The organism is Frankia sp. CpI1-P, from assembly GCF_001421075.1.
GTDB lineage: Bacteria > Actinomycetota > Actinomycetes > Frankiales > Frankiaceae > Frankia > Frankia torreyi.
Genome location: NZ_LJJX01000017.1, coordinates 45477 through 62160 on the forward strand (window position 1 = coordinate 45477; position 16684 = coordinate 62160).

General features: G+C 73.9%; 12 protein-coding genes and 10 pseudogenes. 11 read left to right on the top strand and 11 right to left on the bottom strand.

All coding sequences use genetic code 11. The features are described from left to right. Positions 1 to 93 precede the first annotated feature (93 nt). The 9 genes and pseudogenes from FF86_RS13590 to FF86_RS47860 all read left to right on the top strand — a co-directional run. Positions 94 to 930: an undecaprenyl-diphosphate phosphatase gene (locus FF86_RS13590; RefSeq protein ID WP_044886361.1), complete on the top strand. Its 837-nt coding sequence runs from the start codon at positions 94 to 96 to the stop codon at positions 928 to 930. Positions 931 to 1146: 216 nt separating this feature from the next. After that, positions 1147 to 1493, top strand: a pseudogene (locus tag FF86_RS13595) (ester cyclase); the annotation flags it as partial. An 856-nt stretch (positions 1494 to 2349) separates the two neighbouring features. After that, positions 2350 to 2614: pseudogene (locus FF86_RS47855) on the top strand (pyruvate dehydrogenase (acetyl-transferring) E1 component subunit alpha); the annotation flags it as partial. Position 2615: 1 nt separating this feature from the next. Further along, a pseudogene (locus tag FF86_RS13600) lies at positions 2616 to 3540 on the top strand (thiamine pyrophosphate-dependent enzyme); the annotation flags it as partial. After that, entirely contained in the window at positions 3537 to 4523 is a 987-nt protein-coding gene (locus FF86_RS13605; RefSeq protein WP_044886363.1) for an alpha-ketoacid dehydrogenase subunit beta, read from the top strand. The pseudogene FF86_RS13600 and the gene FF86_RS13605, both read left to right, overlap by 4 nt. Positions 4524 to 4527: 4 nt before the next feature. After that, positions 4528 to 6027 (top strand): dihydrolipoamide acetyltransferase family protein, encoded by a 1500-nt coding sequence (locus FF86_RS13610; protein ID WP_055866543.1) that lies wholly within the window; start codon positions 4528 to 4530, stop codon positions 6025 to 6027. Positions 6028 to 6166: 139 nt separating this feature from the next. Further along, positions 6167 to 7111 carry a prephenate dehydratase gene (pheA, locus tag FF86_RS13615; protein ID WP_044886365.1) on the top strand — a complete coding sequence of 315 codons (945 nt, stop codon included), beginning with the start codon at positions 6167 to 6169 and terminating at the stop codon, positions 7109 to 7111. Positions 7112 to 7485: 374 nt separating this feature from the next. After that, positions 7486 to 8306 (top strand): ParA family protein (locus FF86_RS13620; protein WP_242418719.1); only part of this gene is annotated, 821 nt, incomplete at its 3' end. A 1-nt stretch (position 8307) separates the two neighbouring features. After that, positions 8308 to 8433, top strand: a pseudogene (locus FF86_RS47860) (ParA family protein); the annotation flags it as partial. A gap of 25 nt (positions 8434 to 8458) precedes the next feature. Here FF86_RS47860 and FF86_RS13625 read toward each other — a convergent pair. Both FF86_RS13625 and FF86_RS47865 read right to left on the bottom strand, forming a co-directional pair. Next, a partial coding sequence (locus FF86_RS13625) for an NAD(P)/FAD-dependent oxidoreductase (protein ID WP_242418720.1) occupies positions 8459 to 9430 on the bottom strand: 972 nt, incomplete at its 5' end. A 1-nt stretch (position 9431) separates the two neighbouring features. Next, positions 9432 to 9712: pseudogene (locus FF86_RS47865) on the bottom strand (FAD-dependent oxidoreductase); the annotation flags it as partial. 94 nt (positions 9713 to 9806) lie between these two features. Here FF86_RS47865 and FF86_RS13630 point away from each other — a divergent pair. Further along, positions 9807 to 10475, top strand: coding sequence for a TetR/AcrR family transcriptional regulator (locus FF86_RS13630; RefSeq protein WP_044886368.1), 669 nt, complete (start codon positions 9807 to 9809; stop codon positions 10473 to 10475). Continuing rightward, positions 10472 to 10813, top strand: a complete 342-nt coding sequence (locus tag FF86_RS13635; RefSeq protein WP_044886369.1) for a nuclear transport factor 2 family protein — start codon at positions 10472 to 10474, stop codon at positions 10811 to 10813. The genes FF86_RS13630 and FF86_RS13635 overlap by 4 nt, the downstream gene beginning before the upstream one ends. Positions 10814 to 10878: 65 nt before the next feature. On the opposite strand, the gene FF86_RS47870 is transcribed toward FF86_RS13635, so the two are convergent. The 9 genes and pseudogenes from FF86_RS47870 to FF86_RS47885 form a co-directional block, all read right to left on the bottom strand. Next, on the bottom strand, positions 10879 to 11355 hold a 477-nt coding region (locus FF86_RS47870; RefSeq protein WP_396229865.1), incomplete at its 5' end, for a TolB family protein. Position 11356: 1 nt separating this feature from the next. Further along, positions 11357 to 11922, bottom strand: a pseudogene (locus FF86_RS66155) (TolB-like translocation protein); the annotation flags it as partial. Next, positions 11919 to 12628: MFS transporter (locus FF86_RS47875; protein WP_396229866.1), on the bottom strand; the 710-nt coding region annotated here is incomplete at its 5' end. The gene FF86_RS47875 and the pseudogene FF86_RS66155, both read right to left, overlap by 4 nt. 1 nt (position 12629) lies before the next feature. Beyond that, positions 12630 to 13313 (bottom strand): annotated as a pseudogene (locus FF86_RS47880) (MFS transporter); the annotation flags it as partial. 6 nt (positions 13314 to 13319) lie between these two features. Beyond that, positions 13320 to 14204, bottom strand: a complete 885-nt coding sequence (locus tag FF86_RS13650) for an alkaline phosphatase family protein (protein ID WP_044886370.1) — start codon at positions 14202 to 14204, stop codon at positions 13320 to 13322. 416 nt (positions 14205 to 14620) lie between these two features. Beyond that, a pseudogene (locus FF86_RS66160) lies at positions 14621 to 15176 on the bottom strand (DUF4097 family beta strand repeat-containing protein); the annotation flags it as partial. A 1-nt stretch (position 15177) separates the two neighbouring features. Further along, positions 15178 to 15352: pseudogene (locus tag FF86_RS66165) on the bottom strand (hypothetical protein); the annotation flags it as partial. A 43-nt stretch (positions 15353 to 15395) separates the two neighbouring features. Then, entirely contained in the window at positions 15396 to 16001 is a 606-nt protein-coding gene (locus tag FF86_RS13660) for a toxin-antitoxin system HicB family antitoxin (RefSeq protein ID WP_044886372.1), read from the bottom strand. Between the two features lie 416 nt (positions 16002 to 16417). Then, a pseudogene (locus FF86_RS47885) lies at positions 16418 to 16684 on the bottom strand (cytochrome P450); the annotation flags it as partial.

Here is a 16684-nt window from a genome sequence, read left to right on the forward strand (position 1 = left end):
CCGGCGCCGCCTCCCGGACCCGCGCCGCATCCCGGGCCGAGCACCGCATCCCGGGCCGAGCACCGCACCGAGACCAACTAGGACAGCCATCACGTGAGCGCGATCAGCGTCGGACAGTCCATCATCCTCGGCGTCGTCGAGGGACTGACCGAGTTCCTCCCGATCTCCTCCACCGGCCACCTGAAGATCGCCGAGGGGCTGATGGACATCCAGGTGGACGACAAGGCGGTCGTCGGCTTCACCGCCGTCATCCAGGTCGGCGCGATCGCGGCCGTCCTCGTCTACTTCTTCGCCGACATCCGCCGCTTCGTCACCGCCTGGGGCCGTGGCCTGGCCAACCCGGCGGCGCGGGCGAACCACGACTACACGTTCACCTGGTGGGTCATCTACGCGACGATCCCCGTCGTCCTCGTCGGGCTGGCCGCCAAGCCCCTCATCGACGGACCGCTCGCCTCACTGTGGGTCGTCGCCGCCTCACTTCTCGCTGGCAGCGCGCTGATGTGGTTCGCCGACCAGTACGGCCGGCACAAGCGCGGCGAGGACGACATCTCGCTGCCCGACGCCATGATCGTCGGAACCTCGCAGATCCTCGCCCTGCTCTTCCCGGGCTTCTCCCGATCCGGTGCGACGATCTCCACCGGTCTCATCCGCGACCTCGACCGGGTCGCCGCCACCCGGCTGTCGTTCTTCCTGTCCATCCCGGCGCTGACCGGCGCCGGTCTGTACGAACTGAAGGACGCCGTCGGCGGCGGCGTCTCGGCCGCGCCGCTCGCGGTGGGCACGCTGGTCTCCTTCGTCGTCGCGTACGCCTCCATCGCGTGGCTGCTCAAGTACGTCGCCCGGCACAACTTCAACGCCTTCATCCTCTATCGCATCGCCGTCGCCGTCCTGCTCGCCGGCCTGCTCGCCGGGGGCGCGATCAACGCCTGACCATTTGCCGTCCCGGCTTCCTTCTGTCCCGGCTTCCTGCTTGTCCCGGCTTCCGGCCGGGCCGCCGAGGTGTGGCCGCGGGTACGATCGGGCACGTATTCCCGCGGTACACACATTGCTCCTGCTGCCGAGACGGGTGAGGCCACGTGGCCGAATCGGGCTCCAACACCGAGCGCATGCGTTCCTTCGTCGAGCTGGTGCAGNGTCAGGGCAGGNCGGACCTCGTCGAGGAATTCGTGCACACCGACTTCCGCAATCACACGGCGAGCCCGGGGCAGAGTCCCGACCGGGACGGTGTGCGCGTGGCCACCGAGGCCCTGCACGCGGCATTCTCGGACTTCCAGGTCGAACTCCTGCACTGCATCGGTGCGGGCGATGTCGTCTCCACCCACAAGGTGTTCCGTGGTCGGCACACCGGCGAGTGGTTTGGCGTTCCCGCCTCCGGCCGGCCGGTCGAGTTCGCCGTCATGGACCTCACCCGTTACCGGGACGGGCTCATGTTCGAGCACTGGGCCATCGCCGACGCGCTGACGCTGCTGCAACAGACCGGGGCTCTCGGCTAGCCACCTCCCTCGCCGGCACCTGCCGTCGTCGCCTTCTCCGCCGATCCGCCTTCTCCGCCCTATCCGCGCGCCCTCTCGACCGCGGCGGGGAGCCGGCGGATCGAAACCTCACCCCCGTTGACAGCTGGGCATGCCGCAACTTCGAGGGCTCGGCCGAGGGACGCCGTAATGGCCGTTCCGCCACCATTCCACCGGTCTCGACCGCGCCCACAGCCTCCTTTCTACACGACGTAGAAGGTGGGCCGCGCAACAAGTCACGCCGCACAGTCAACCCAAGGTGATTATCGCCACGATCCAAGTGTCGACCGGCGGTGGAAAATCGATCGCAGAGGCCGGCCACAGCGCGGATGCGGACTCCAGGAATGCACCGGAGTCCACCCAGAGCGAAGTAGGTGAGCGGAGACGGATCGTGACCACCGACGGCACCCGAACCGGGCCTGCCGGCGAGCCGGACCCTCTCGGGCCGGACCGCACGCTGCCACGGCGTCCTCCGTCTGACCCTGCCCGGTGTCCACCCGGACGCCGCCTGGCAGCAATCGCGGCGCAGGCCGTGACGCACCCCCGAGCCATGGCACGCCCCTGAGCCGTGGCGCCACCCCAAGCCGTGTCGCAGCCCCGGGACAGGACGCGGCACAGGAGCAGGACACGCCGGCGCGTCGCCAGGCCGCGTACTGCAGCGAGGCCGCCGCGAGGCCGACAGCGCGAGGCCCGGTAGCGCGACGCGGGAAGCCCGCGACGGCCCCCGCCGGGGCAGCGCCGGCCTGGGCAGCGCCGGCCTGGGCAGCGCCGGCCTGAGGCAGCGCCGGCCTGGGCAGGCAGCCATCCCCCTTCCACCACCGAGTCCCGAAGGTGGCCCATGACCGTCCTCGACGACAGCACCGCACCCGGCCTCGTCGGGCCCCCGCACTCCCACGGCCCGCGCCGTGACCCCGCGCCGTTACTGCCCGATCCCGAGCCGGTGCGCATCCTCGGCACACCGGCGGCCAAGACGTTCGACGCCGAGCTGCAGCGCGATCTGTACCGCCGGCTGGTCCTCGGCCGCCGCTTCAACCAGCAGGCCACCACGCTGACCCGGCAGGGTCGGCTCGCCGTGTACCCCGCGTCCACCGGCCAGGAGGCCTNCCAGATCACCGCGGCGATGGTGCTGCGGGAGGTGGACTGGCTGTTCCCGAGCTACCGCGACACCCTCGCGGTGGTGGCCCGGGGCGTGCGGCCGCTGGACGCGCTGACGCTGATGCGTGGGCACGCCCACAGCGGCTACGACCCGTACGAGCACCGGATCGCGCCGCTGTCGACGCCGCTGGCCACCCAGGCGCCCCACGCGGTGGGCCTGGCCCACGCCGCCCGCCTGCGCGCGGCGACGGATCCCGCCGCGGCCGAGGACCTGGTCGCGCTCGCCCTGGTCGGCGACGGCGGCACCAGCGAGGGCGACTTCCACGAGGCGCTGAACTTCGCCGGGGTGCTGGGCGCACCCGTGGTGTTCCTCGTCCAGAACAACGGCTACGCGATCTCCGTGCCGCTGGCCAGCCAGTCCGCGGCGCCGTCGCTCGCCCACAAGGCGGTGGGCTACGGCATCGCCGGCCGCCTGGTCGACGGCAACGACGCGCTGGCGATGCACAGCGTGCTGTCCGCGGCGGTCGAGCACGCCCGCTCGGGCCGCGGACCCGTGCTCGTCGAGGCGGTCACCTACCGGCTGGACGCGCACACCAACGCCGACGACGCGACCCGCTACCGCAGCGCGGCCGAGGTCGACGCCTGGCGGGCCCGCGACCCGTTGACGCTGCTGGAGGGGCATCTGCGCGCCGCGGGGCTGCTCGACGATGCGGGCGTGGCCGCCGCCGCGAAGGCAGCCGAGGTCCTCGCCGGCGAGATCCGCGCCCAGTTCGACAACCCGCCGGATCCCGACCCTGACTCCCTGTTCACCCACGTCTACGCGCGGCCGACGAGCCAGTTGCGCGAGCAGGCCGCCGAGCTCGCGGCACGCCTCGACGCGGACGCCGACGCCGCCCTCGCCGCCGCCACGGACGCCGAGGACGAGGCCCGATGAGCACGACGATGGTGGCGGCCCTCAACGCGGCGCTGCGTGACTCGCTGCGCGAGGACGCCAGCGTCCACGTCCTCGGCGAGGACGTCGGCACGCTCGGCGGTGTGTTCCGGGTCACCGACGGGCTGGCCGCCGAGTTCGGGGCGCAGCGCTGCCTGGACACCCCGCTGGCCGAGGCGGGCATCCTCGGTACCGCCGTCGGCATGGCGATGTACGGGCTGCGGCCGGTCGTGGAGATGCAGTTCGACGCCTTCGCCTACCCGGCGTTCGAGCAGGTCGTCTCGCACGTGGCGAAGATGCGCAACCGCACGGGCGGACGGATGGGCCTGCCGATCACGATCCGGGTGCCGTACGGCGGGGGCGTCGGCGGCGTGGAGCACCACAGCGACTCCAGCGAGGCGTACTACGCGCACACCCCCGGCCTGCACGTCGTCACCCCCGCCACCGTCGCCGACAGCTACGGGCTGCTGCGTTCGGCGATCGCCTCGGACGACCCCGTGGTCTTCCTGGAACCGAAGCGGCTCTACTGGTCGGCGGCGGACTTCTCGCCGGCCGAGGTCTCGACGGCCCAGGTGCCGCCGATCGGCCGGGCGATGGTGCGCCGGCCGGGTACCTCGGCGACCCTGCTGACCTACGGCCCGTCGCTGCCCGTCTGCCTGGAGGCGGCGCAGGCCGCCCGGGCGGAGGGCTGGGACCTCGCGGTCGTCGACCTGCGCTCGCTGGTGCCGTTCGACGACGAGACGGTCTGCGCGGCGGTGCGCGCGACCGGCCGCGCCGTCGTCGTCCACGAGGCGGCGGGCTTCGCCGGCGTCGGCGCGGAGATCGCCGCCCGGGTCACCGAGCGGTGTTTCCACCACCTCGCCGCCCCCGTGCTGCGGGTCACCGGCTACGACATCCCCTATCCCCCGCCCATGCTCGAAAAGCACCACCTGCCCAGCGTCGACCGCATCCTCGACGCCGTCGCCCGACTCCAGTGGGAGCAGTGAGCCCGTGGCCGCGGTACGCGCCTTCGCCCTTCCCGACCTCGGTGAGGGGCTGACCTCCGCCGAGGTGGTCCGTTGGTTCGTCGACGTCGGGGACGTCATCACCGTCGACCAGCCCGTCGCCGAGGTGGAGACCGCCAAGGCCGTCGTCGAGGTGCCCTGCCCCTACGCCGGCGTCGTCACCTCGCTGGCCGGCCCCGCCGGCACCGGCGTCCCCGTCGGCGCCGCGCTGATCACCGTGGCCGTCGACGAGCCGGCGACGGCCCCCGCGGCCCCAGGTTCCGCCGCCAGCTCCGGATCGGGGACCGGGTCCGGTTCGGGGTCGGGGACCGGGTCCGGTTCGGGGTCGGGGTCGGGGTCGGGGAACATCCTCGTCGGCTACGGCGTCAGCACCGAGCCGTCTCGGCCCCGCCGCCGACGGGTCGGCACCATCCCGACCCCGCGGCCGGCGATGCCCTCCGGGCCGTCCCGATCGTCCGGGCGGTCCGGGTCAGCCGGGTCTGCGGGATCGGCCGGGTCTGCGGGATCGGCCGGGTCTGCGGGATCGGCCGGGTCTGCGGGATCGGCCGGGTCTGCGGGATCGGCCGGGTCGGCGAGACTGGTCGGCTCGTCGGAGCCGTCGGGGTCGGCCGCGCGGACCGCGGTCGCGGTCGTGTCGCCGCTCGTGCGCCGCCTCGCCCGCGACCACGGCGTCGACCTGCAGGGGCTGGCCGGCACCGGCCCGGGCGGGTTGATCATGCGCCGCGACGTCGAGGCCGCCGTCGGGGACAGGCAGGCCCCCGCGCCGCACCCCGCCGAGTCCGATGCCACCGTCGTCCCCCTCGACGCGATCGGGCGGCGGGCCGCGGAGACGTTCACCCGCAGCCGGCGCGAGGTGCCCGACGCCACCTGCTGGGTCGACGCCGATGCCACCGGCCTGCTCGCCGCCCGCGACGCCCTCAACGCCGGCGGTGCCGAACCGAGGATCGGGCTGCTGGCGATCCTCGCCCGCGTCTGCGTCGCCGCGCTGCTGCGCGCGCCCGAGCTGAACTCCTCCGTCGTCACCGACACCGGCGGCCGCGCCACCGGCGTGCGCCGCCACGGCGGCGTCCACCTGGGGTTCGCCGCGCAGACCCCGCGCGGGCTGGCCGTGCCGGTGGTGCATCACGCCGAGGACATGTCCACGGCCCGGCTGGCCGCCGAGCTCACCCGGCTGACCGCGGCCGCCCGCGGGGGCCGGCTCACCCCGGGCGAGCTGACGGGTGGCACGTTCACGCTGAACAACTACGGCGTCTTCGGCGTCGACGGGTCCACGCCGATCATCGCTCACCCGCAGGTGGCGATGCTCGGGGTCGGCCGGATCGTCCCCCGGCCGTGGGCGGTGGACGGCGCGCTGGCCGTGCGCAGCGTCGTGCAGCTGTCGTTCACCTTCGACCACCGGGTGTGCGACGGCGCCACCGCCGGGGCGTTCCTGCGCTTCGTCGCCGACGCCGTCGAGGACCCCACCGCGCTGCTGCGCCACCTCTGAACCCCGTCCGCGCCACCCATCCTCGCAACCCCATCAGCACACGACCAGCCATGCAGCACACGACTCGCCACGCAGCACACGACCTTCCACGCAGCGCCCGACGACGGGCGCTGCCCGATCCGGTCCCAGGAGGTCTGACTTGCCTGCCCAGGCCCGCTACACCTACCTCGGCCCCGAGGGGACCTTCAGCGAGGCCGCGCTACAGACGCTGCCGGAGGCGGCGACCGGCGAGCTGGTTCCCTCCGCCTCCGTGACGGCGGCGCTGGACGCGGTACGCAGCGGCGACGCGGCCGGCGCGCTGGTGCCGATCGAGAACTCCGTCGAGGGCGCCGTGACCACCACGCTCGACGAGCTCGCCACCGGCAGCCCCCTGATGATCTATCGGGAGGTGCTGCTGCCGATCAGCTTCGCCCTGCTCGTGCGGCCGGGCACCACCCTGGAGGACGTCAAGACGGTCACCGGCCATCCGGTCGCCCAGGCCCAGGTGCGCCGCTGGCTCGCCGCGAACCTGCCGCACGCCGAGTGGGAGTCGGCCGCGTCCAACGCCGAGGGGGCGCGCCTGGTCCGCGACGGGCGCTTCGACTGCGCCTTCGCCGGGGAGTTCGCCGGCCGCCTCTACGGCCTGGAGGCGCTGGTGACGGACATCAACGACGCCGCCGACGCCACGACCCGCTTCGTCCTGGTCGGCCGCCCCGGCCGCATCGCCGCGCCGACCAGGGCGGACAAGACGTCCGCGGTGGCGTGGCTGACTGAGAACCACCCCGGCGCGCTGCTGGAGCTGCTCCAGGAGTGGGCCGTGCGCGGGGTCAACCTGATGCGGATCGAGTCCCGGCCCACCGGCGAGGGCCTCGGCCAGTACTGCTTCTCCCTCGACGCCGAGGGGCATGCCAGCGATCGCCGGGTCGGTGAGGCCCTGATGGGGCTGTACCGGATCTGCCCGAAGGTGCGCTTCCTCGGGTCGTATCCACGGGCCGACGGGGTGGCCGCGTCCGTACGCGCGCAGGTGTCGGACCGCGAGTTCGCCGCGGCAGCCGATTGGCTCTCCCGCTGCCTGGACGGCCGCGGCGACGAACGGGAGCCGTGACCGGCCGCGCAGGGGCGCCCGATACGGCCACCGCACCGGCCGGAAGGGGCCTGTCCGCACCGGTCCCACACCGCCGGGGCGGGCCGGCGCGCAGGACGCCCGGCGCCGTCGCGCAGGGCTCGCGCGCGGCTCGGCGCCGCCGGATCGGGCCGTGGGCCCATCGCCCGATCCGGCCACCCCGCGAGCCGGGTGGACCGGCGCGGCGGGCCGTCGCGGCGGTGTTCTTCCCGGGGTTCTTCCCGGACCACGGGACCGAATCCGCGGCGGCCGTAGTCTGCTTGTGAGCCGGACACGGAGCAGTTGCCGGTCCGGCCAGGCACGAGGAGACGTCACCGCGCGGTCGGGCGGGGCGCACGACCGGGAGCGAGGATGCGGTGAAGGTCGTGGCGATCGCCAGCTACAAGGGCGGGGTGGGCAAGACGACGCTCACCGCGAACATCGGCGCCGCCATCGCCCGGCTGGGCCGGCGGGTCCTGCTGATCGACCTGGACCCGCAGGCGAACCTCACCTTCTCCTTCTACCAGCCGGAGGTCTGGCGCACCGAGCTCGCCGAGCACCGCAGGACCGTCAAGGCGTGGTTCGAGTCGTGGCGGCCGGAGACCCTGCCGCCGCCGCTGGCCAGCTACGTGACGACCCCGCCGGTCGTCGCCGCCGCCGTCGCCGAGCGCGGCGGCACGCTGGACCTGCTTGCCTCGCACCTGTCCCTCGGCGACATCGAGATGAACCTCGCCGCCCACCTGGGCGGGGCGCAGGCGCACCGGTCCACCCGCCACTACTTCGACGTCTACCAGCGCCTCGCCACCGGGCTCGCCTCCCCCGGGATGGGCGGCTACGACCTGGTCCTCATCGACTGCCCGCCGCACTTCGGGGTGATGACCCGCGCCGCGATCGCCGCCTGCGACCACGTGCTCATCCCCGCCCGCCCGGACAACTTCTCCGCGCTCGGCATCGAGCACCTGCTGGGCAAGCTGCGCCGCTACGTCTGGGAGTACAACCGGGTCGCGGACCTGCAGTCCGGCGTGCATCCCGCGGCGAAACGCCTCGAGCCGCGCGTGCTCGGCGTCGTGCTCATGATGGTCCAGTACTACCGCGGGCAGCCGACCAGCTTCCTGCGGCCCCACATCCACCAGGCCGCCAGCCTCGGGGTCCCGGTGTTCGAGTCGATGGTCCGGTTGAGCACCCGCAGCTTCGCCGGNGCGGCCGAGACCGAGCTGCCCGCCGTGCTCAACCCGGACGCGCCCGGCGAGGTGGTCGGGGAGCTCGTCGACGTGGTCGAGGAGTTCCTGCGCCGCCTGGCCGCCGACGTCCGCTCGACCGCCTGAGCCCGGCCCCGGCGGCTCTGGCGGGTCAGGCGAGGGCGAGGGTGGTGAGGATGTCCGGGGAGAACGCCGCGGCGGACGGCGCCCAGGGGCCCGCGTGGACGGCACCGAGCGCGGCGCCGAGGTCCGGGCGCTCGCGCAGCAGCCTCGTCATCCGCCGGCGCTTCGCCGCCCGTTCGGGCAGGCCGAACGCGGACAGCAGATCGGTCAGCGCGGTGGCGAAGCGCAGCCGCGCCATCCGCTCGCCGCGTTCCTCGGCGTAGCCGCGCAGCGTCTGCGGGGTCCAGGTGGGGGTGTCGAGCAGGGCCTCGGCGAGCACCCGGGTGTCGCGCAGGGTGATGCTCAGCCCCTGGGCGGTGACCGGGTTGCTCCAGCCGGCGGCGTCGCCGAGCAGCGCGATCCCGGGCCGCAGCGGGTTGTCGGTCCAGGCGTCGGTCATGGGGAAGGTCGCGCACGGCCCGGCCGGGGTGGCCTCGGCGAGCGCGTCGGGGCACGGCAGCGCCGGCGAGCGGTACGCCGCCAGGAAACGCGCCACCCGCTCGGGCCCGTTGAACCGCTCGGGGTCGGTCGCGTGCCGGGCGATGTAGAGCCGGATCAGGTCGGCTCCGCGGGGCACGACGACGTACTGGTTGCGTCCGTCGACGCCGAGCGTCGTCTCGGCGCGGTCCCACGCGCCGCCGTCGTCGACGAGCAGCCCGGTGAGCATCACCCGCGGGGTGGTCACCGTGATCGGAATGCCGAGCGCCGTGCGGGTCGCGGAGTTCTTGCCGTCGGCGACGACGACCAGCCGGGCGCGCAGGGTGTGGTGCGCCCCGTCCAGCTCGTAGGTGACCGAGGGCGCCGGGCCCGGATCCACCGTGGAACGCCCGACCCCGCGCACGACGGTCGCGCCGGCCTTGACCGCGGCGGTGGCCAGCGCCTCACGCAGCTCCGGATGGCCCACGCCGATGATCCCCGGGGCTCCGGGCACGGCCGTGGACAGGTCCATCGCGGCGGCGCGNGCCCGTTCGACGGTCAGCATCTCGTCGTAGGGCACCATCCGGCTGATCACCGACGCACCCTCGGTGCCGAGCACCGTGTCGCCGAGGCCCAGTTCGACGGCCTCGCGGAACCCCCACGGTGCGATCGCCTCGCCGCGGATCTGGTCGCGGTAGACGCGCTCGCGCTCCAGCACCGTGACGCCCAGACCCGCCGTGGCGAGGCGGACGGCGAGCGCGCAGCCGCCCACCCCGCCCCCGATGACGACGACGTCGTTGTCCATGTCGGCCTCCCTCAAGGTCATGTCCGGGACGATTTACTATGGCATAATGACGGCGGGGACGGTCCAGGGATCTAGAGATCTAGAGACCCAGGGACCCAGGGACGGGAGGCGGCCGGTGGCACGCAGGCGCGGCGGGACGCAGCCGGCGCCGCTGACCCAGCGCGACGTGCTCGACGCCGCGCTGCGCGTGGTCGAGCGCGGCGGCCTCGACCGGCTGACCGTGCGCGCCGTCGCCGACGAGCTCGGCGTCACCCCGCCCGCGGTGCACTACCACCTGCGCGGCGGCGAGGACCTGGCCGACCGGGTCGTCGAGGCGGTCGCCGCCGACATCCGCATCGAGCTTGATCCGGCCGCGCCCTGGGTCGACCAGTACGTCGGGCTCGTCACCGCGATGGACGAGGCGTTCCGGCGCTACCCCGGCACGGGGATGCGAGCGCTGACGGCGTCGCGGCCCTCCGCCGCGGCGGGCCGGCTCACCGGCACGGCGCTGGCGATCCTGCGCGCCGCGGGCCTGGCGGAACCCGCGGCGGTCGAGCTGTTCACCGCCACCTACCTGCTGTTCACCGGTTGGCTCGCGGCCCGGGGTCTGATGGCGGCGGGCGGCACGCATCCGAGCCTGGCCGCCGCGGGCATGACCGGACCGGGCCTGGACGACCTCTCGACACTCGAACGCGCCCTGCGCCGGGTGCTGGCGACGGTGCCGGCGGCAGCGCCGCCCGTCGCCGACCGGATCGATCCGGCGGGCCCGGCGCGGCCCGCCCTCACGGAGGAGACACGACCATGAGCGACACCACCGTCATCGACGACTACTTCGCCGGCTGGAACAAGCAGGACACCGACGCGATCCTGGCCACCCTGACCCCGGACGTCGTGCTGGAGGACGTCCCGACCGGCCACGGCGCCACGGGGACCGACGAGGCCCGCGCGTTCATCGACAACGCGCTGAGCCAGACGGCGGGCACCACCTACGACGTCGTGACCACCCTGTCCGACGGGGCCACCTACGCCATCGAGTGGGTCATGCAGCCGGCGGGCATCCGCGGGTCCTCCTTCGGCTCGCTGCGCGAGGGCCGGATCGCCGTCAACCGCGACTACTGGAGCCTGCCCCGCAAGTCCGCCTGAGGGGCCCGGTCAGCCGAGCCGTGTCCGCCGAGCCGTGTCCGCCGAGCCGTGTCCGCCGAGCCGTGTCAGCCGACCACGGCGGGAGCCAGCGCCGCCGTGGTCAGGCGCCGCGGGCTGCCGCCGCCGTCGGCGGGCACGGTCCACAGGTCGCTGCCGTAGTCGCCGGGCAGGGCGTAGGCGAGGGTGCGGCCGTCGAGCCAGAGCGCCTGGTCGTCGACGTTGCGCCGCTCGGCCAGGGCGGTCTCGCGCATCGTTCGCAGGTCGAGGACGGTCAGCCGCCACGGCGCGTCGGCCGGCAGGCCCGCCACCCGCTTCTTGAACGCCAACCGGGTGCCGTCCGGGGACAGCGACGGGCATTCGACGTTCGACCGCAGGGTGGTGACCGTGCGCGCGGTGACATCGCCGCGCACCAGGTAGGTCTGCCCGCCGGTGGCGAGCGTGGCGTAGAAGTGCGTGTCGTCGGCGAACGTCACCCCCCAGAAGTTCGTGTCCGGGCTGCGGTAGGTCCGGCCGTCCCGGACGATCCGGTAGTCCTCCAGGCTNCCGTCCAGCCGCCAGGTGCGGGTGTCGAGGATGGAGGTCCGGGTGGAGAACGACGAGCTGTCCGCATAGGAGTCGCCGCCGACGAACACGGTCCAGGCCACCATGCGCCCGCTCGGGGAGACCCGGGACCGGGTGGGGATGCCGCCCAGCGGGAAGTCACGCCGATCGTGCAGGGCGGCGTCGAGGACCACCGCCCGGTAGCTCTCCCCCACCACGCCCGGCGCCCGACGCAGGCAGATGCCGGTGCCGCCGGCGGCGTGGAAGCGCAGGCAGCGCACGCCGGAGGCGGTGCGGGGCCCCGCCGGGTCCGCGGCCGGCACGGACACCAGCTCGTCGCGGTGCGGTCCCCAGCCCATCGTGCGGAACACCAGCCGCTCGCCGGCGGCCGCGCCGCCGCCCGCCGTGGCGGTGAGCGATATCTGGCCGGCCCGGACCGCGGGCCCGCCGGCCTGGTCGTCGGCCCGGCTCGCCGCCCGACCGGAGGCGTGCACCACCGCCGCGGTGGCGACGCCGGCCAGCACCACCACGACCGCGAGCAGTACGCCGAGGCGGACGCGGACACTCACGGGCATGGCTGCCTCCCCTGGTCGGGCGCGGACCGGGCGGGGCGCAGCGCGGCGGCGGCCACCGTGCAGGCCGCCAACGCCGCCGCGGCGACCGCCAGGGCGGTGTGGTCGCCCCAGGCCGTCCACGCGGCACCGAACATCAGCGAGCAGGCGAAGCGGGCGCCGGCCTGCCCCGTCTGGACCAGGGCCAGCCCGCTGGAACGCAGCCGCGCCGGGACCGACCCGGCCGCGGCGGCCATGAGCACCCCGTCGGTCGCCGCGTAGAAGGCGCCGTGCAGGACGAGCACGCCGATGGGCAGCGCCGCGCCCCGCACCGGGGCGAGCACCAGCCCGTACGCGATCAGCAGGCCGCCGTGCCCGGCGAGGAACACGGCCCAGCGGCCGAACCGGTCGGCGGCGCGCCCCAGCGGGATGGCCAGCAGCAGGAACGACGCCGACGTTCCCAGCGGCAGTAACGGGAACCACTCGACGGACAGATCCAGGTCGCGTTGCAGCATCAGGTAGAGGAACGAGTCGCTCACGGTCGCGAGCCCCAGCACGAGCGCGCACAGGGTGAGGCGACGCAGCTCGCGGCCGCCCAGCAGACCCATGGCGGCGCGCAGGGACACCGGCCCCGGCTCGGCTGGCCCCGGCTCGGCTGGCATGGAGTCGGCTGGCATGGGGTCGCCCGGCACGGCATCCTCCGGGGACAGCACCGCGGCCGGTGNGGGCCCGCGGCCGGGCACGAACAGCAACAGCACGACGACCCCGGTGGCCGCGATGCAGAAGCTGACCGTGAACACCGCGTCGAACCCGTCGGCGGCCGCGCGCATGACCACGAACGCGACGACCGGCCCGAGCAGGGCACCCGCGGTGTCCATCGCCCGGTGCACGCCGAAGGAGCGGCCCTGGGCCTCGGGCGGGGCGGCCAGCGAGATCATCGCGTCTCGCGGGGCGGTGCGCAGCCCCTTGCCGGTGCGGTCCACCGCGAGGACGGCGCTGATCCCCGCCACGCTGTGCGCGATCAGCAGAGCCGGCTTGCACAGCGCGGACAGCCCGTAGCCGAGGACCGCCATCGACTTGTAGCGCCGGCCGCGGTCGGCGAGGTGGCCGCCGACGAGCCGGACCAGCGCGCTGGCGCCGTTGTAGATGCCGTCGAGCAGGCCGAAGCCGAGCGGGGACAGCCCCAGCCCGGTCACCAGGTACAGCGGCAGCACGGCGGTGACCATCTCGGCGGAGACGTCGGTGATGAGGCTGACCGCGCCGAGGATCAGCACGGTGGCGGGCACGGCCCGCCGCGCGAGGTCCGACGGTGTCCGGGATGCCGGCGCCCGGGTCGCCGGCGGCGGGGCCGGCAGGCCCGGGGTGGTCCCCGGGCCTGCCGGTCTGGTGCGGGTGTCCGCGACGTACACGGGTCGCTAGCTCCAGATGCCGGTGATGTCCGATGCGCTCGACGCGTTGCCCGCGTGCGTCGTCAACCCGCTGAGGTCCTCCAGGGTGCGCAGCAGGTTGTAGTGGTTGTAGGTCGTCGACGTGCTGCTGCCCGCGGTGACGTGCTGCCCGTAGAACACCGTCGGGATCCGGTTGCCGCTGCTGTGGTCGTCCTCGTCGAAGGTGACCACGAGCAGGCTGTTGTGGGTGCTGGCCCACGTCGCGTACGCACTGAGTTTGTTCTGCAGCCAGGTGTCGCCCGTGGCGACCGAGCAGTCGTGCATGTCGTTGCACAGGTTCGGAACGACGAACGAGACCTTCGGCAGCGTCGTGTAGTCGGTCGGGAACTGCGTGAAGGTTTTCGCGGTGCTCGTCGGCACATTGCTGAAGGCGAACCACGGGTTGTGCTTACGCGCGTACTTCGTGGAGCTGTTCGTGCAGACCGTGGACCCCTGCGACGGCAGGCCCTCGTTATAGCTGCCGAAGGTCTTGCCGGCGGCGATCAGCTCGGAGCCGAGGTTGGCGGCGCTGCTGAATCCGGGGGTGTAGCAACTGTCGTCGGTCACGCCCTGCGTACCACCGGAGAACAGCGCCAGGTAGTTGGGCTGGCTGGGGTGGGTCAGGCCGTAGGACTGGGTGAGGTTCGCGCCGCCGCTCTTCAACGAGTTGATGTACGGCGCGCTCGAGGAGCCGATGACCTGCGAGTAGGCGTGGTTCTCGAACACCACCACGACGACGTGGTCGGGCGCCGGCAGGCCCGCGGCCTGCGCGGGCGCGGCGGCCCACAGGCCGAACAGGGCGGCCGCCAGACTGGCCGCGCCGAGGGAGCCCAGCGCCAGACGCGCACGCCGGACACGGGTGAGAACGGACAAGGTGAGACCTCCGGCAGTTACGAAGGAATCAGCGCGGGCCCTCGCTGAAGATCCACGTCAGGTTAGAGGTCCGACCGACCATGGTCAGTACTACGCAGAGGAAGACGAGCTAAACAGACGAGTGCGTTGCGACGCAGTCCCGTCACCCGCCCATAACCTGACCTCCGAGTCGGGTAGGCCGAGGTAGGCCGATCGATCCGAGAAAATATCTACGATTGATCTACAATCACAACGGATCATCGGCGCCGACTCGCACCACCGCCCGACCGTCCCGCCTACTTGGTCAGCATCGACGACCGGGCGGGCCGGGAGCGGTGGACCAGGATGTTGCCGCGGCCGGAGAGGGCGCGGATCTCGACGGTCTCGTCGGACGGCGCCGGGCGGTCGACGGCGGCGATCTCGCTGCGCACGGTGCNGTCGCCCGAACGGAGGTCGAGCAGGGCGGCCGTGCCCTCCCGCACGCCGATGTCGAGCCGGCCGGATCCGGTCACGACAGCGACCGTGCCCCGCACGACCTCGCCGAGGCGGATGTCGGCCGAGCCGGTCCTGGCGTCGACGCTCGCCAGCGCCCGGTCGATGCTGACGACTCCGGCGGCGGTGGCGACCCGCACGTCGTCCGCCGCCTCGCCGAGGGTGATCGCGCCGCTCGCCGCCTGGACCGCCACCGGGCCGTCGAGCTGCTGGATCCGGATCGCGCCGTTGGCGGTCATGACATCGGCGCACCCCCGGCACCGGCCCACGAAGACGTCCCCGTTGGCGGTGCGCAGCCGCAGGTCGCCGGTCTCGTCGAGGTCGACGCCGCCGCGAGCGACCTCGACCGTGCAGTCACCCAGGCGGCCCGTGGCCTGGACACCCGTCGCCGCGCGCGCGTCGACCCGCGAGCCCGTGGGCAGGTCGACCGTCACCTCGACCGCGTCGCCGGACCCGAACAGCGAACGCAGGCGCCTCTTCGGTGCCCGGATCGTCAGCCGGNCGGCGGCGTACTCGACGGTGGTCTCCCGGGCCGCCTGCACGTCGGCGTCGCTGGACGGCTCGACCGGGCGCACCTCCACGACCGTGTCGGCGCGATCGCTCGCCCGGATCAGCAGGCCGCCGACGCCCAGCTCGATGACGGCGAGGATCGGTTCGGGGGTGTCGAAACTCGGCATGATGCAGCTCCTTCGTCAGTGATCGACCCGGCCCCACGGCCGGCTAGCGGACCCACCCGCGGTACCGGCGCCCGTGCTGATCGGCTCCCCCCACGCTGGGACGTCCGGGCCCGGCGCCGGGGTCGAGCGCGGCGCCGACGGCGCGCACGAGCCAGGCGTTGACGGACAACCCCTCGCGGTCGGCCGCCTCGTCGATGCGCGGCTTGAGCTGCTCGGGGACGCGCAGCGTGATCCGCGACGTCCGCCCCTCGTCGCCCTCCGCCGAGCCCGGCCCAGCCCCGACCGGCCCAGCCCCGACCGGCCCAGCCCCGACCGGCCCAGTCCCGACCGGCCCAGTCCCGGCGGGCAGCATCCCGGTGGCCCGAGTGACGCCATCTATGACGTCATTCGCGGCCGGCAGGGGCGTCGGCGGCGGCGTCACGACGAAGTCGGCGTCGCGGCCACGCAGCCGCACATCGACCGACCCCGGCGCCAACTCGCGGCTGATCTCGTCCGCGGCCGCCGACAACGCCTCCAGCAGGGCGAGCCTGGTGGCCGCCTCCAACGGCCCCACGAGCCGCTCGGCCAGCGCAAGCGCGTCCGAGCCCCCCGCCTGCGCGGCGACCGCGAGCTCCCGACGCAGGTTCTCGACATACGGCGCAAGGTCCATGACGCCATTATGGCGTCATGTAGACGCCAAAGGCAAGCCTGACTGCCGCCACAAGGTGTGCGGCAGGGCCGCGACCCCGCCAGCGAGCCGCCCGGCCCCGCTCGAGCGTTGGCGGAGCGAACCTGGCCGGGAGTCGACTGGTCAGTCCCGCCCGGTTCCGGTTCCGCGGAACACCATGATCATCGGCGGGAGGCGGGATGCGGTTCCTTGGGGAGCACCTCGATCATCAGTCGGAGGCAGGTCGGGGGCGGGATCACGCGCCGGCCGGCAGCCGTTCGCGGGCCGGTCTGGCACCATCCTGATCCGCCCGGAGGGTACGTCGCCGTCACCGGACCGACTGCGGAGCCATCATCATGATCCATCCACCGGCACCGCACGTTAAAGATCAGTAGCGGAGTGGGGGCAGTTCAGCGGGNGTGGAGGCGGACCTGCAGGGCCTCGACGCCGCGGACGGCGAGGTGGGGGCGGTAGGTCGGCTCGGCGGTGATCTCCAGCCGGGCGACGCGGTCGAGCAGGGCGGTCAGCATGGTCTCGGCCTCCAGGCGGGCCAGCGGCGCGCCGAGGCAGTAGTGCAGGCCGTGGCCGAAGCCGAGGTGGCGGGCCGCGGGAGCGGACGGCGAGGCGTAGCGGGTGAGGTCGAACCGGTCGGGCTGCGGGAAGGCCGCGGGGTCGCGGTGGGCGGC

What these genes read in the sequence shown, in the direction of transcription:
- FF86_RS13605 (WP_044886363.1), top strand. Translation starts at nt 3,537, where the DNA reads ATGAGCACGACGATGGTGGCGGCCCTCAACGCGGCGCTGCGTGACTCG.
- FF86_RS13635 (WP_044886369.1), top strand. Translation starts at nt 10,472, where the DNA reads ATGAGCGACACCACCGTCATCGACGACTACTTCGCCGGCTGGAACAAG.
- FF86_RS13660 (WP_044886372.1), bottom strand. Translation starts at nt 16,001, where the DNA reads ATGGACCTTGCGCCGTATGTCGAGAACCTGCGTCGGGAGCTCGCGGTC.